Here is a 15,810-nt window from a genome sequence, read left to right as displayed (position 1 = left end):
TGTTTGCCCTATTATATCACAAAAAAAGTGGCGGGTACGAAATGCCACAAAAAAGACACAGAATGGTGATAATATATAAACAATAAAGAATATTTTGACAAAGAGAGGGAACATGAAACGTTTGATCGCAATAGCAGTGCTGCTTTCCGGTGTAATGGCCGGTGCCTGCGGGTGTGCCTATTTTGTACCGCCGGTCGATGCGCCTTCGGATAGTGAAACATTGAAGAATTCTGAAAGCGCAGAGTCCTTTCAACAGTATGCGGACGGAGTTTACAGAGGCTTCTATAAATATGGGGATGAAGAGGAATTATCGGTTCAGTTTGAATTGGAGAATGATATCTTTCAAAGACTGACCTTTCGCAGCCTAAAGTATAAAGACGGAGATTACCTGGCATCCGATGCCACCGACTTGCAAAAGCAGGTGGCCGGACAGTACACGCAGGCCGGAAAATACCTCATAGGAAAAAACGTAGATGCGGTATCGGACCTGGCGGAGTCCAAGAGCATTGTCAGCGATATGGATGCGGTCACGGGAGCTACGCTCAATACAGATAAGCTGGAACGTGCCGTTGAAGACGGTCTGCAGAGAAACGTGTTCCGGCCGGCCCGGTCAGAGGCAGTGAGCTTTCCCGATGATTTGAAAGACGGAATCTACCGGGGCGCTTACGATGACGGAGGGGTGGAACAGATCGCGGTAGAAGTGAAAATAAAGGATCGGAAATTCGTTTCTGTAAAATATAAAGCGCTCAATTATGGAGGACTGGATTACTTGAAAGAGGAAGAGTCTTCTGCCGCCAGAGAGATCGCCGATCAATACAAAGAAGCCGCGGCCTATCTGGAGGGTAAGTCCGTACAGGCTCTGACGGAGCTTTATGAGCCGCCTGCGGTCATAGAGGACAAGGATGCGGTTACAGGCCCTACCTTACGCACCAATAAATTGATTTCTGCGATTTGCCGGGCTTTGGCCGATGGGCCGGAGGACCGATAAGGAAAACAGAGAAGAACTTACAGGGGTGTTTTAAATGAAGAAAATTGTTATTATCGGTGCCGGATACGGCGGCGTACTTACAGCCAAAAAACTGGCGAAACTGTACAAAAAAGATGATGATACGGAAATCCGCATCATTGATAAGAATCCTTACCATACCATGCTGACCGAGCTTCATGAGGTAGCGGCGGGCAGGGTGGAGGAGGACAGTATCAGAATCAGTCTGGACAAAGTTTTTGCCGGAAGAAAAGTAAAGGTAACACTTGATACTGCAAAAGAGATCGACTTTGATAAAAAAACCGTTATCTGTGAGAACCGCAGCTACGACTACGACAGACTGGTAATCGCATCAGGGTCAAAACCCACTTATTTCGGCGTCAAAGGGGCGGCGGAAAACGCCTTCGGTCTCTGGTCCTATGAAGACGCGATCCGCCTTAAAGAACACATAGACAGACGGTTCCGACAGGCAGCCGGAGAAAGAAATCTGAGCGAGAAAAAGAGGCTGCTTACCTTCTATGTTGTGGGTGCGGGATTCACTGGCGTGGAAATGGCAGGAGAACTGGCGGAATACGTGCCGATTCTCTGCCAGAAGTATGAAATCGAGCCTGATCTGGTCCATGTCCATGATGTGGACCAGCTGCCGCGGACTGTGAACATACTGCCGGAAAAAATATCCGACAAGGTACGGCGTCGTCTGGAAAAGATGAATGTGACCGTGGAATTAGGTGTAGGGGTCATGGAAGTCGGCCCGGATTACATTGACCTGAAATGCGGAGAAAATACAGAACGCCGCAGGGCAGGAACCGTTATCTGGACTGCGGGCATTGAAAGCGCGGATATTGCGGGCAAGGCGGCGAAGGTTCTGAAATCAAAGGGGAGAGGCAGATTGGAAGCGGACCCGTATCTGCGGGCGGACGGCAGAGAGGATGTCTTTATTGTAGGAGATAACCTGTTTTATATTGCTGACGGTGAAGAAAAACCGGTTCCGCAGATGGTTGAGAACTGTGAACAGAGCGCAAAGACAGCCGCAAAGAACGTCGCGGCATCTCTTTCCGATGAGCAGACGGAGCTGTCCGTATACGAGCCGTCCTTTCACGGTGTCATGGTCTGTGTCGGAGGGCGATACGGCGTTGCCCGGGTAGGCACACCAAAGCATATGATAAGCCTGGCCTCCTTTCTGGCCATGTTTGTAAAGCACTTTATCAATATTATTTATTTTATACAGGTTTTGGGATGGAATAAAATTTTCAGCTATGTAAAGCATGAATTTTTTACCATCCGTCATCACAGGAGCTTCCTTGGGGGACATTTCTCCAATGTGACACCAAGTTTTCTTTTGGTTCCCCTCCGCGTTTTTCTGGGAATGGCCTGGGTCTTTGAGGGCATTATGAAAATCGTAGAGGGCTGGCTTGCCGAGCCGAAGCTGGTTGCCTTTTTCGGCGGCGCTTCGGCCTGGTATGACAGTATTTTAAACGGTGTTTCCGGCGGCGCGGCAGATGCGCAGACAGCCGCTACCGGAGCCGCGGCGGATGCCGTGTCATCAGCGACCGGCGCTGCGGCGGAAACGGCGGTGTCTGCCGGAACGGCTTTGATCAATTGGGATTTTTTCGGTTGGTTTCAGCTGTACTTCGTTTCAGGCGCGGACCTTCACAGCGCTGAGATTTCAGATTACGCAGTGAAGTTGAATATTCCGCTGATGAATGACATGCTGGATCGGTTTGTTCTTTCGAGCGATTCTATGCAGGTTTTCATGCAGTCGGCGATCGTTATTGCGGAAATTCTCATTGGGCTGGCGCTGATCGGTGGACTATTAACCTTCCTCTCTGCCGGAGCGTCTTTGATCCTGCAGTTCATGTTCGTCGCTACCACAGGACTGTACATGGGAACTGTGTGGATGGTTTTCGCAGCGATCGCTGTACTGATTGGAGGCGGACATACTTTCGGATTGGATTATTATGTAATGCCATGGCTGAAAAAGAAATGGAAACGAGTTAAATTTGTGAGAAAGTGGTACTGGTACAATGACTGAGAAGAAAACAGCGCAAAATCAAGAGCCCGCTACTGTTTCCCATAAGTTCGACACGGCGCTTGAGAGGGTAAAACATCAGCTTTCACATTTACTGAAAAACACACCTCCGATGGTGCGAGTCTATACCCGGCACCTGGCTCTGTCCCAGGGAAAGATGCTTCGCAGCCGCGGGCTTTTGGCCTGTGCCATGGACAGAGAGAACCGGATAAGTGAAAATGCGGTACGCGTATCAGTAGGGATCGAACTTCTGCATTTAGCGACATTGGTGCATGATGACGTCATAGATAATGCCTCTGTCAGAAGGGGCATCCCTACGGTACAGAAAAAATTCGGCAAAAGATCCGCTGTCATCTGCGGGGATTATCTGCTGTGCATGGCGATGAAATGCTTTTCCCAGGTCACTGAACGGGAAACATACATTGGTCTTTCCTTCCCGGACTATATCAGCCGCCTGTGCGGCGGGGAACTTCTGCAGCAGGAAAACGGCTGGAACGCGGACATTTCCCCCGGGACCTGTTTAAGGATAGCCAGAGGAAAGACCGCGGCTCTGTTTGAAGGGGCCTTTCGGGCCGGAGCCATTCTCTCTGACCAAACGGAGAGTCAGTCCGCAAAATACGCGAGGCTGGGCAGGTACACGGGAATGATTTTTCAGCTGACCGATGACTGTCTGGACTATGTTTCAGACGAGAGCAAAATAAAAAAACCGGTCCGTTCCGATTACGAGCAGGGAGTTTTCACTTTGCCGCTTGTGTACGCGTTAAAACATTACCCGCAGGTTAAACAGCAGATAAACAAGAAACCTCCTGCCAAAGAGGAAATTCAGGAACTGGTGAAACAGTGCCAGGGGGTGGAATACACCCGTGGAATCTGTGAGCTTTATTATCGCAAAGCGCGAAATCTTCTTGCGGAACTGGATATTACGGAAGAAAAAAGACGGTATATCCTGCAGCTTGTAAATCAGTCCTATTACGGAATTTTAGGGAAGGAAGGGTAGAAACGTGCTCGGAAGGTTTTTCAAATATGTGGAGATTACCACCAAGATTACAAGTTTGTTCGCATTTTTGATGGGACTGGCCTTCCTGTACTATAGAGATCAGCAAATCCATTGGAAATTGACGCTGCTGTTCTTCGCGGGGATGTTTCTCTTCGATCTGACGACAACAGCGATCAACAATTACATTGATACAAAGACAAACGATCAGGAGCTTACTCTGCCCAGAAAACCGGCTTTCGCAGCGCTTATGATCCTCCTATGTGTCAGTACGGCCTGTGGAATTTTTCTGGCGTATCTGACAGATATCGTAGTGCTTCTTACAGGAGGGCTGTGCTTTCTGGGCGGAATCTTATATACCTGGGGGCCGGTTCCAATATCCCGCCTGCCCCTGGGAGAGGCTCTTTCCGGTATATTTTATGGGTTGCTCATTCCCTTTTTGTTGCTCTATATCAATATGCCGGAAGGAACCTTTCTGAAACTGGCGCTGTCTTCGGGAGAGCTGGTTATTACGCTGCATATCATGCCGCTTATCGGGCTTTTACTGCTGTCCGCGGCGCCGGCCTGCGCTACGGCCAACATTATGCTGGCTAATAATATCTGCGATGTGGAGAGGGATGTCCTCGTAAAGCGCTACACACTGGCGTATTATTTGGGAAAAAAGCGGGCGCTGCTGTTGTTTTCCGCAACTTACTACGCGGTCTACGCAGTCCACCTGGTAATGATTATAATTGGAATTCTGCCGCCGCTGTGCCTGCTGTTTTTTATAACGCTGATTCCGGTGGTGAAGAATATTCGGGTCTTTCGTAAAACGCAGAACAAAGAAACGACTTTCCTGTGCTCCATCAAAAACTATATCCTCATCATGAGCGCGGACGCGGGGCTCATTTTTATCTGCGGATTGCTTTAATAGATTAAAAGGTTAGTATCAAAAGTTGGAGGAAATAAGGAGGATGACATGAAACGAGTTTTGTTAGCGGCAGCCCTGGTGCTGTCAATGGTATTTATCACAGCCTGCGGAAGCAGTTCGGAGGATTCGAAGAAAAGCAGCGATGGCGATACGCTTAAAACCGGATTTGCCGTAACTTCATCCGTGGAAAATTCTAAGGACGCGGGGAAGGAAGACGGCCTGGCCCAGACCGATTCCACGGCTTTCGGCGTATTGGTGGACAGCGATGGCGTGATTGTAAAATGTGTAATTGATTCGGCTCAGACAAAGATCAACTTCTCCAAAGAAGGGAAGCTGCTGACTCCGCTGGACAAGCCGGTTCCTACGAAATATGAACTGGGAGACGACTATGGTCTGCACAAAGCATCTTCACTGGGAAAGGACTGGAAGGATCAGATCACTGCTTTCTGTGACTACGTTCAGGGGAAAACACTGGATGAAGTAAAGGGAATCAGTGTAGATGAAAAGACAGCGCCGAAAGATGAAGAACTGGCATCATCCGTCACAATCAAGATCGGCGGGTTTATCGAAGGTCTCGATAAGGCAGTGTCAGACGCAAAGGACCGGGGAGCGAAAAAGGGAGATACCCTGGGTCTGGGAATCGTAACCAGGATCGACAAATCTAAGGACGCGGGAGCAGAAGACGGCCTGGCTCAGGCGAACTCTTCCTATGCACTGGCCTCCTTTAACGGTGACGGACAGGTAACAAGCTGTGTTATTGACGGATCGCAGAGCAACCTGAACTTTAACAGCCAGGGCAAGTTCACCTCAGACCTGACGGCTCCGCAGAAGACAAAAGCCGGAATGGGTGACGACTACGGCATGAAAGCAAAATCCGGAATCGGAAAAGAATGGTATGAACAGTCAGCAGCGTACAGTGATTATGTACTGGGAAAAACAGAAAAGGAAATAACGGATGTAGCAGTGAACAAAGAAGGTTCGCCTGCTGATCCGGAGCTGGCTTCTTCAGTAACGATCTCCGTAGGAGACTTCAACGGATGTATTACAAAAGCTTTTAACATGGCGAGGTAAAACTAATATGAACGCATTGAAAAAGCGGCGGGGACGTTTGTCCCTGCTGCTTGCGGCTGTGCTGATCCTGGGAGCGGCGGTCTGGTTTGTAAAAAAGGAAAAAACGGAACGATATGAAGCAGAGTTCATCGATGTTTTCGATACGATGACAAAGATCGTTGGTTATTCCAAAAGCGAAAAGCAGTTCCGGGATCAAACGGATTTCATTCATAAGGAATTGAAACGGTATCATCAGCTCTTTGATATTTATCACGATTATACAGGGGTATCCAATATAAAAAGTATCAATGATCATGCAGGGAAGGCTCCGGTGAAGGTAGATGAAAAGATCCTGGATCTTTTGGAGTTTTCCCGGCAGGTCTACCAAATGACCAACGGCAATGTCAATGTGGCTTTCGGCAGCGTGCTCTCCATTTGGCATGAGTATCGGGAATCGGGAACGGATGATCCCGCTCGTGCCCAGCTGCCGCCCATGGAAGCGCTCAGAGAAGCGGCAAAGCATACGAATATTGAAGACCTGATTATCGACAGGCAGAAATCAACTGTTTTCCTGAAAGACCCGCAGATGAGCCTGGATGTGGGAGCAGTGGCAAAGGGCTTTGCCGTGGAGGCTGTAAGCCGGGACGTGCGAAGAGAGAAGCAGGCGGACGCTCTGCTTTTGAGCGTGGGAGGCAATGTGCGGGCCATCGGCTATAAAGACGGCAAATCGGAGCCTTGGAAGGTGGGAATTCAGAATCCCGATGACAGCGGAAAAATGCTGCGGGACCTCTCCATTGCCGACAGTTCTCTGGTTACCAGCGGCGATTATCAGCGCTATTATATGGTTGATGGGAAGCGGTATAACCATATTATTGATCCCAAGACCCTGATGCCGGCGCAGCATTACCGGGCGGTCACCGTACACTGCCAGGATTCCGGGCTTGCGGACGCCCTGTCCACAGCGGCCTTTCTCCTGGATTATGAAAAGAGCAGGTCTCTGATCGAATCCATCAAAGGAGCCGGCGCGCTGTACGTTATGAAGGATGGATCTCTGCGCGGGACAAAAGAGTTTGAATGAAATCAGACTCGACTTTCCTGCCGCTTTCGTGTTAAAATAGCATCTATGCAGAACAAACAGGAAAGGGGAACACATCGGGTTTTGAAAAAACTGATCATCGCAGAAAAACCATCGGTAGCGAGAAATATTGCCGACGCCCTGGGAATCAGGGGCCGCAGGGACGGATATATGGAGGGAGAAGAGTATGTCATCACTTGGGTGTTTGGCCATCTTCTCCAGCTTTATGATGTGAAGGATTACGATGAGAGCCGAAAGAGCTGGCGTATGGAAAACTTTCCTTTTATTCCGGAGGACTTTCGCTATAAGATCAAGACCGATTCCCGTGATAAAAACAAGGTGGATGAAGGTGCGGAAAAACAGATTGGAATCATCAAATCCCTGATGGAGAGGGAAGATGTCGAGGGTGTGGTCTCCGCTACTGACTACGACCGGGAGGGGCAGATCATCGCTGACGAAATCTTTCTCTATACGGAAACAGAGAAGCGGGTGGAGCGCCTGCTGCTCAACGAGTGGACGAAGGATGAGGTACTGGCGGGTCTTTCCAGGTTGCGCCCCAACAGCGACTTAAAACCCATGCAGGACGCCGGATTCGGCCGGCAGCTGGCGGACTGGCTTATCGGGATCAATCTGACTTCTGTTGCTACGGTCAAATATCGTAATTCCAACAATGACAAGGTTTTGAACATCGGCAGAGTCTTGCTGCCGACTCTGAAAATCATCTACGATCGTGATAAAGAGATCGAAAGCTTTAAAAAATCCAAATATTATAAGCTGATCGCTCCCTTTAAGACAGATGAAGGGGAGGAGATCGAAGCTCTTTACATGGAAAAGGACAGCGAAAAGTTTGAAGACCAGAACTATCTGGAAGAAATTCTTTCGCAGATGCAGGGTAAGAAAGGTCTTATCACAGAGAAGGAAGTGGAGCAGAAAAAGGAGTACGCGCCGTATCTTTTTAATCTTTCCAACCTGCAGGGTCATATCACCAGCAAATTCAAGGGCTGGACTTCGGAAAAGGTCCTGAAAACAGCGCAGGATCTCTATGAAAAAAAGATCATCACCTATCCCAGAACCGCCAGCAGCGTGCTGGATGAAAGTCTGAAGGAGAAAGCCGCCAAGGTTCTGGAAACGGTTAAGCGGGGGATGCCCTATGAGGATGAGATCAAATTCAGCGAGTCCAAACGTATCTTTGACAGTAAAAAGGTGGAGAGCCATTCGGCGATCATACCCACTTATGTCGTGCCTAAAAACCTGACACCGGATGAGCAGATCGTATACGATGCGGTGAGAAACCGGTTTTTAGCTCAGTTTCTGCCCATATCGGAAAGCGAAGAGACCCGGCTGGTTATCAAAGATGAGAATGGGCAATTGCCGGGCGTTTTCGTTGCCAAGGGCAAGGTTCAGCTGGTAGAAGGATGGAAAAAAGCGGAATCCGTTTCCACGAAGGAAGTAATGATGCCGCCCCTTGAAAAAGGCGAACTGCTGACCGCAGGGGAGCTGGCGGTGAAAGAAGTGGTGCGAAAACCGCCCAAGCATCATACGGAAAAGACTTTGCTGCGGGTCATGGAGACCTGCGGCAAGAGCTTTGAAGAGGAAGACTCCGAGGAAATGATGATGGCGATTCTCAGCGGTTTCAGCATCGGCACGCCGGCCACCCGGGCCGAGACCATCCGTAAGCTGAAAGACGTGGGCTACATAACGACCAAAGGCAAGTCGCTGATCTGCACCCAGCTGGGGAGGATGATGGTGGAAACCTTTCCCGTTAAAGACTTGTTCGATTTGGAATACACCGGGCGGCTGGAAAAGACCCTTTCCGATATCGAAAAGAATAAATTTCAGAAAAAGGATTTTCTGGATATGATCAAAGATTTTACCGCCAGGTCTGTGGAGGCTATCAAGGAGGATAAAGTCTTTGCTTCCAAAGTGAGCCTTCCCGAATCGGTGGAGGTGCTGGGCATGTGCCCGGAATGCGGCAATCCGGTCATTGAATCGGAGAAAGCCTACGGCTGCAGCAACTGGAAAAACGGCTGCCGCTACACCATATGGAAGGACGACAAATATATCGAGTCTCTGGGTAAAAAGGTTTCTCCGGAGATGGTAAAATTGCTGCTGCAGAACGGAAGAGTGGGCTTTCACGGGCTGAAAAGCAAAAAGGGCAATAAATTCAGCGCTTACCTCCATTACGAAAAAGATCCTCAAAAAGGTTACTATAGCTGGAAACTGGAATTTATCGACTGAAAAAATTGCGGATTTTTAGAAAAAAGTGCAGCTTTCCGATTGACAAATTCACTGATTTGATTTATTATAGAAAAGCTGAATCAAGTCAGTGAAGAACATATGCGGATATGGCGGAACTGGCAGACGCGCACGGTTCAGGTCCGTGTGAATATTGTTTTCGTGGAGGTTCGAATCCTCTTATCCGCACCAATTTTGATAACGCCCATGTAGGGCGTTATTTTTTCATATAAAAGAAAACCCCGGGTTCGACGCAGGGTTCCATTTTACGGATAAGAGGATTCGAACCTGAAAAGGTGCAGATGTGAGTCCGTTGGCCCGCCGGGTCACCTTGCAGAGAACCCAGGGCCACCTCGCTGCGCGGCAAGAATCGGCTCATATGAAAGACCGCCTCAAAAAGGCAAATTATTATTTTCATCAACACGCAGCTAAAAAACGAGTTTTTGTTGAGCTTTTTTCAAGGATACAGAACATGTAAACGCAGAAACTCAATTAATATGTGGTTTTAGACGGAAGGGGAGGCCCCAAACCTTGGAAATACTTCTACAACCAAGGAGAAATGAATCCGTTGTTGAAGAAATATGTATATTGCTAAAAAAGCTGCGGCCTTCCAAACGCTGATTGGGCCGGCTTCGCCGAGAGGTTGAATATACGTGAAGCTTACTCGACCTGGCTCGTAAGTTATAATTTGCGAGCGGCGGTAACTTTTCAAAAAAATCATGAAAAGTTACGCAAAGTTGTGGGTTTGCGGGTGCTCGAAATCGTAAAAAGTGAAAATTTGTGCTACTAGTCGTTCTGAAGGCCGCAGGATCATTGAAAAATGCGTAACTTTTCGAAAAAATCAGCATAGGTTACCGGGACTGCCCTTTTGGTGAGCAGCTTGCAAATTATACGACAGTCAAGTCCAAAAAAGTGTGTAAAAAACAAAGATTCAATATTTTGATTTTCAATGGAGGGCCAAAGAAAAAAGAAGGAGTAAGGCGGCATGAGGCAGGTAATAGAAGAAAAACTGAAAGAAATTGAAAAAAAGGAAAAGGTAACAATCCTTATGGCTGCGGAAGCGGGGAGCAGGGCATGGGGATTTGCTTCTCCGGACAGCGATTATGACGTTCGTTTCATCTATGTGAGGCTGCGGGAAGATTACCTGAAGCTGGAAGGCCAGAGGGATGTGATTGAGTGGCAGCTGGACCAGACGCTGGACATCAACGGATGGGATGTGCAGAAAGCACTGCGCCTTTTGATGAAATCCAACCCTACGATTTTTGAATGGTGCGCATCCCCGATCCTTTACCGCAGCAGCGAAGCCTTTTTAAGATTTAAAGAGCTGGCAAACGACTGTTTTTCCGTAAAAAAGACGACGCACCATTATTATAATATGGCCAGGGCCAACTACCAAAACTATTTAAAAGGACAGCAGGTACACCTGAAAAAATATTTCTATGTGCTGCGGCCTATTTTGGCGGCCCGCTGGGCCTTGGATCAGAAAACTACGCCGCCTGTACCCTTTGATCAGCTGGTGGAGACACAGCTGGAGCCGTATTTGATTCCGGCAGTAGAGCGTTTGTTGGAACAAAAAAAGAATACGCCTGAAATGGGAACCTCGGCTAGTATCGGGGAGCTGAACACATATATCGAAGAGCAGTTAAGAAGGATCGAGGAGCAGCTGACATCCTTAACGGATGATGAAAACAGAGACTGGGGTGGGCTGAATAGATTTTTCCTCGACCTGTTGGATGTATAGAAAGGAGTTTTCTAAGATGGACATTGTTCGGCAAATGTATAAAGACAAAATGATTCAAAAGGTAGTTTGTTTTATTTTCGAAGCCCATAAAGGGCAGAAGGACAAGGCGGGAGTCCCATACGTATTTCATCCTATGCATGTGGCGTCTTCTGTGGGAGAAGACAGAGATTATATCCTCACAGCGCTGCTTCACGACGTGCTGGAAGATACGGACCGCACTTTAGAGGATATTAGAAATCTGGGAATTTCAAAGCAGGTTCAGGAAGCTCTGGTGCTGCTGACCCACGATCCGCAGATTCCCTATATAGAATACATACATAGCCTCAAGGACAATCCCATATGCGCAGCGGTCAAAAAGGCTGATCTGAGACATAATATGGATCTGGGCCGGCTGGAAACCATTAAGGAAAAGGACCGGAAGAGAAAGGAAAAGTATAGAGAGGCTTACGGAGTTCTGACGGAAGAGGACGTGACAAAACTGTAAGGTTTCTGCAAGGTGATTCGATTTTATTTCTTGGCAAAATCCGTATAATTGAGAAAGAAATTTACTGAGAAATAGAGGAGAACACAATATGAAACTAAATGGATTTCAAATCAAACTGATCGCGCTGGCGTTTATGATCCTGGATCACGTCAATAAAACCTTTTACGGCCTGCTGCCTTCCTGGGTCGAGCTTTTGACCCGCTTTGTGGCGCCAATCTTCGTATATCTAATGATAGAAGGCTTTTTCTACACCCGCAGCAGAAAGAAATATCTGATTCGCCTGTACGCAGGAGCGGCTGTCATGCTGGCCGGTAATACGGTCATCAACTTTTTGACCCACAATACCGATCCAATGACCGGAAAAATCACTTTTCTGTCATTGATAGAAGGAAACAATATTTTTCTGACCTTGGCAGTGCTGTTTTCTATTATCTGGCTGCTGGATTCCATACGGCGGACAAAAAAGCTCCGGGTGCTCAAGGGCGTGTCGGCATTGGCATTGATGCTGGCGTCCTTAATGTGCGAAGGCGGAATTTACTTGCTTCCAATAGCTTTGATTATGTATCTGTGCAGGAACAGAGCGCGCTTGCAGTATGGGCTGATCCTTCTTTTCTGCGGCCTGCTTTTGGTGAAAGCGATTTACAGCTACAGCAGCATGACAGGCATTTATACCAGCCTCTACGATTACCTGACCTTTGATAATCAATTCATGATGTTTACAGCGGTTCCATTTATGATGCTGTACGATGGAACCAGGGGAAACAGCAGCCGCTTTGCCAAGAATCTGTTTTATATTATATATCCGGTCCACCTGTGGATACTGATGATTCTCGGCCATCTTTGCGCATAATATAAGAAGAAACGGCCTGCAGTGTGGAATTTGCCACAGCGGTGGAGCGAGGTTCGGGCTGCGGTTAGGAATAGAAATTGCGAATTTTTTAAATTAATGCTTGCATTTATGGGGAATCCGTGGTATATTAAGAGAGTATTAAATGGATAACAGTGATTAACGTATAGTTTCGAGGTTTTTCTATTCAAATGCCTTGGAACTATATTTTATTATATGAGATCTATGCGATATAATAAAAAATAGGAGGTACCACTATGCATACAGGTACAGTAAAATGGTTTAATGAGGACAAAGGATTCGGATTCATCACAAACAATGAGGGCGGCGAAGATTTATTCGTACATTTTTCCGCAATCACGGGAGAGGGATTCAAAACACTGAGAGAAGGACAGCAGGTTACGTTCGATATCGAACAGGACCCGCAGCGCAACAAGTTTAGAGCTGCTAACGTTTGCGCGGCATAGTTTTTCAAATCAGAGAGCTGCTTTCTTTTTAGAAAGCAGCTTTTTTGCTAGGAGGAGAAAATTTGGCAATTAATAAGTGGATGAGAGCGGCGCTGAAAGCGTTGACCTATTCAGAACCAGACTTAAAAAAGAATTACAAGCTTTACCGGGCGGTGAACAATACAATCGTCACACCGGTGAAACGAATCTACGAAGTGAGCGATTATAAAATCAGCCTGGACGAGGCGGATATACCGGTGCGGATCTTTGAACCAAAAGAAAAACGTTCGGAAGAAGTGTTTCTCTTTTTCCACGGCGGCGGCTGGGTTACCGGAAACATCGATTCCTATACCAAGCCATGCGCTTCTCTTGCTAACAATACGGGCCGGCGGGTTTTGTCGGTTGACTACCGCCTGGCGCCGGAGTACCCCTTTCCCTGCGGGCTCAACGACTGTTACCAGGCGGCCCTTACCATCTATCAGAACAGCGGCGAATTTCAATTGCACCCGGAGCAGATCGTTCTCATGGGCGACAGCGCGGGAGGAAATCTGGCGGCCTGCGTCAGCCTGATGGCCAGAGACAGAGGGGATTTTCAGGTAAAGCGGCAGATTCTTCTGTATCCGGCGGCCGGAAACGACCACAGCGATGATTCGCAGTTTGCTTCTGTCCGTGAGTTTGGAAAAGATTATCTTCTCACCTCAAAGCGCATTCGTGATTATATCGATTTATATATCTCCAATAAAGAAGATCTGGAAAATCCATATTTTGCGCCTCTGCTGGCAGAGGATCTTTCCAGGCAGCCGGAAACGCTGATCGTAACCGCCGAATACGACCCGCTTCGCGACGAGGGAGAAGCTTACGGAAAGAAGCTGGCCCTTCAGGGAAATCCGGTTATGCTTCACAGGATGAAAGATGCGCTTCACGGATTTTTCACACTGCCCCAGCGGTTTGTCCATGTACAGAAGACCTATCGGCTGGTAGACGATTTTCTGAGAGGAGGAGCGTGCTATGCGGAATAACTGGACTTCCCTGGACAATGCGGCCAAGATTTTTCCGGCCGGCGTCCATAAGACGGAAACGCAGGTTTTCCGGTTTTCCTGTGAGCTGAATGAGCCGGTAAAAGAAGAGTGCCTGCAGACGGCGCTGGAGCAAACCCTGGATCTGTTTCCCACCTACCAGGTGGTGCTTAAACGGGGATTTTTCTGGCACTACCTGGAGGAAAGCCAGATCCGGCCGGTTGTGCTGCCTGAGACCCAAAAGCTTTGCCGGGACCTGGGCTGTGCCAATACAAGAAAGCTTCTGTTTGAAGTGACTTATTTTCGAAACAGGATCAATCTGGAGGTCTATCACGTGCTGTCAGATGGAACCAGCGCCATGGAGTTTTTGAAGGTTCTGGTGACCAAATATCTTTGTATTGCCTATGATCTTGCCGAACCGGAGTCAGATCTGGATGCTTCCTACACCCAGAGCCGGGACGACAGCTACAAACGCTACTATTCAGGGGAAAAGCAAAAACGGGACAAATCGGAGGGAGCGTGCCGGATTCAGGGTATGCGTTACGGGGAATCGATCCTGCGCAATATCATCGGCGTGACCTCTACCGAGGCCATCCGGGCTATGGCCAAAGAGCATCATGCAACCGTGACCGTATTTCTGGCGGCGTGTCTGATCTGCGCCATTGGCGAAAACGTTTCAAGAAGAGAAAAAAAGCGTCCGATCGTATTGTCGGTTCCGGTTAACCTGCGCAGTTATTTCCCGTCGGTTTCGGCCCGCAATTTTTTTGGAACCATTCAGGTTTCCTACGATTGGAATAAGGGCGGCGGAGAATTTGATGATGTAGTGAAAACGATCAAGGGTGAGTTTCATGAAAAATTGACAGAGGACTATCTGTCGCGGCAATTGGATTCTTACAGTACGCCGGTCAACAATTTTTTTGCCAAGCTGGCGCCTCTGTTTTTAAAAAATCTGGTTTTGAGGCGTGTCTATAAACAAAACATGAAGAGCGTCACCGCAACCATTTCCAATGTGGGAAGAATTGTGCTGCCGCCGGAGCTGGCGCCATATATCCGCGCCGTGGATGTCTGCGCTTCCACCAATAAACTGCAGATCTGCATCTGCACCTTTGGTGACCGGCTCAGTCTCAGCTGCACCAATCCCCATATCAGTACGGACATTGAGCGCAGCTTTTTCCGCATGCTGACGACGGCGGGAGCTTCTGTGGAGATTACCACAAATCTTACCGGGGAGGAGGACGATATATGAAGTATTGTGAAAAATGTAAAGTGCAGGTTCGGGGCGATATGAAGCGCTGTCCGCTGTGCCAGCGGATGCTGGTCGGAGAAGCGGAGGGTGGACCTTTGTATCCAGAGGTTCGTACAATGTACAGGCAGTATCGTCATTTTTTCAAAATCCTGATATTTTCAACGATTGTCGCAGCAGTCGCGGCCTGCGCCGTAAATCTGCTTCTTCCCCAGAGCGGACACTGGGCGCTCTTTGTGGTAATTGGAATCGCGGGTCTTTGGATCAGCATGTACTTTGCCGTACATCAGAGAAACAGTCTGCCGAAAAATATTACATACCAGGCGATTTTCATTTCCGTTTTCAGTGTGATCTGGGACCTGGTGACCCATTGGCACGGCTGGTCGATCAATTTTGCCATCCCCTGTACCTTTGCGGTAGCGATCATTTCCATGACAGTCCTGGGCAGGCTGATGAAAATTCCCGCAGGCGAGTATCTGATCTGCCTGATCATTGATATTATCTTCGGCTTTATTCCCATTGTCTTTTATGCGATCGGTATCGTGGATGTGAAGATTCCTTCGATCATCTGTATTTCGTGCAGCATCATATCTCTGGCTGGCATTATTGTTTTCCAGGGGGACGAAATCCGCCGCGAGCTTACCAGGAGATTCCACTTATAGTGATCCGGATGTATGGGATTTGTTTTTTCCGTAAAGAGTGCTTCGTTATGGGGGTTAAAGACAGTCCCGTTGACGAAACTATTTGACATTTTC

General features: G+C 48.2%; 14 protein-coding genes and 1 tRNA gene. All 15 read left to right on the top strand.

The genetic code is table 11. The features are described from left to right. Positions 1 to 112: 112 nt before the first annotated feature. The 15 genes from NE619_RS06280 to NE619_RS06210 all read left to right on the top strand — a co-directional run bounded on the left by NE619_RS06280 (position 113) and on the right by NE619_RS06210 (position 15,717). Positions 113 to 988, top strand: a complete 876-nt coding sequence (locus tag NE619_RS06280; RefSeq protein WP_256131529.1) for a hypothetical protein — start codon at positions 113 to 115, stop codon at positions 986 to 988. A gap of 34 nt (positions 989 to 1,022) precedes the next feature. Beyond that, complete coding sequence (locus NE619_RS06275) at positions 1,023 to 3,017, top strand: NAD(P)/FAD-dependent oxidoreductase (protein ID WP_256131528.1); 1,995 nt, start codon at positions 1,023 to 1,025, stop codon at positions 3,015 to 3,017. Beyond that, entirely contained in the window at positions 3,010 to 4,011 is a 1,002-nt protein-coding gene (locus tag NE619_RS06270; protein WP_256131527.1) for a polyprenyl synthetase family protein, read from the top strand. Before NE619_RS06275 ends, NE619_RS06270 begins: the two co-directional genes overlap by 8 nt. A gap of 4 nt (positions 4,012 to 4,015) precedes the next feature. Continuing rightward, on the top strand, positions 4,016 to 4,918 hold the full coding sequence (locus NE619_RS06265; RefSeq protein ID WP_256131526.1) for a UbiA family prenyltransferase: 903 nt from the start codon (positions 4,016 to 4,018) through the stop codon (positions 4,916 to 4,918). A 48-nt stretch (positions 4,919 to 4,966) separates the two neighbouring features. Continuing rightward, on the top strand, positions 4,967 to 5,989 hold the full coding sequence (locus NE619_RS06260) for a hypothetical protein (protein WP_256131525.1): 1,023 nt from the start codon (positions 4,967 to 4,969) through the stop codon (positions 5,987 to 5,989). Positions 5,990 to 5,996: 7 nt separating this feature from the next. Beyond that, positions 5,997 to 7,046, top strand: coding sequence for an FAD:protein FMN transferase (locus NE619_RS06255; protein WP_256131524.1), 1,050 nt, complete (start codon positions 5,997 to 5,999; stop codon positions 7,044 to 7,046). 81 nt (positions 7,047 to 7,127) lie between these two features. After that, on the top strand, positions 7,128 to 9,281 hold the full coding sequence (locus NE619_RS06250) for a type IA DNA topoisomerase (RefSeq protein WP_256131523.1): 2,154 nt from the start codon (positions 7,128 to 7,130) through the stop codon (positions 9,279 to 9,281). 101 nt (positions 9,282 to 9,382) lie between these two features. Further along, positions 9,383 to 9,470 (top strand) — tRNA-Leu (locus NE619_RS06245). 793 nt (positions 9,471 to 10,263) lie between these two features. After that, on the top strand, positions 10,264 to 11,019 hold the full coding sequence (locus NE619_RS06240; protein ID WP_256131522.1) for a nucleotidyltransferase domain-containing protein: 756 nt from the start codon (positions 10,264 to 10,266) through the stop codon (positions 11,017 to 11,019). Between the two features lie 16 nt (positions 11,020 to 11,035). Next, positions 11,036 to 11,503 (top strand): HD domain-containing protein, encoded by a 468-nt coding sequence (locus tag NE619_RS06235; RefSeq protein WP_256131521.1) that lies wholly within the window; start codon positions 11,036 to 11,038, stop codon positions 11,501 to 11,503. An 88-nt stretch (positions 11,504 to 11,591) separates the two neighbouring features. After that, positions 11,592 to 12,353, top strand: coding sequence for a TraX family protein (locus NE619_RS06230; protein ID WP_256131520.1), 762 nt, complete (start codon positions 11,592 to 11,594; stop codon positions 12,351 to 12,353). A gap of 254 nt (positions 12,354 to 12,607) precedes the next feature. After that, the gene (locus tag NE619_RS06225) at positions 12,608 to 12,817 is read left to right on the top strand and encodes a cold-shock protein (protein ID WP_256131519.1); all 210 of its coding nucleotides are present in this window, start codon (positions 12,608 to 12,610) and stop codon (positions 12,815 to 12,817) included. 62 nt (positions 12,818 to 12,879) lie between these two features. Then, entirely contained in the window at positions 12,880 to 13,815 is a 936-nt protein-coding gene (locus NE619_RS06220; protein ID WP_305146591.1) for an alpha/beta hydrolase, read from the top strand. Continuing rightward, a complete protein-coding gene (locus NE619_RS06215) occupies positions 13,805 to 15,058 on the top strand; it encodes a hypothetical protein (RefSeq protein WP_256131518.1) in 1,254 nt (417 codons plus the stop codon). Before NE619_RS06220 ends, NE619_RS06215 begins: the two co-directional genes overlap by 11 nt. Continuing rightward, positions 15,055 to 15,717 (top strand): DUF6320 domain-containing protein, encoded by a 663-nt coding sequence (locus tag NE619_RS06210; protein WP_256131517.1) that lies wholly within the window; start codon positions 15,055 to 15,057, stop codon positions 15,715 to 15,717. The genes NE619_RS06215 and NE619_RS06210 overlap by 4 nt, the downstream gene beginning before the upstream one ends. Positions 15,718 to 15,810 lie beyond the last annotated feature (93 nt).

This window comes from Anaerovorax odorimutans, from assembly GCF_024459955.1.
GTDB classification, from domain to species: domain Bacteria; phylum Bacillota; class Clostridia; order Peptostreptococcales; family Anaerovoracaceae; genus Hominibacterium; species Hominibacterium odorimutans_A.
This window is presented reverse-complemented; position numbering and strand designations above follow the sequence as displayed.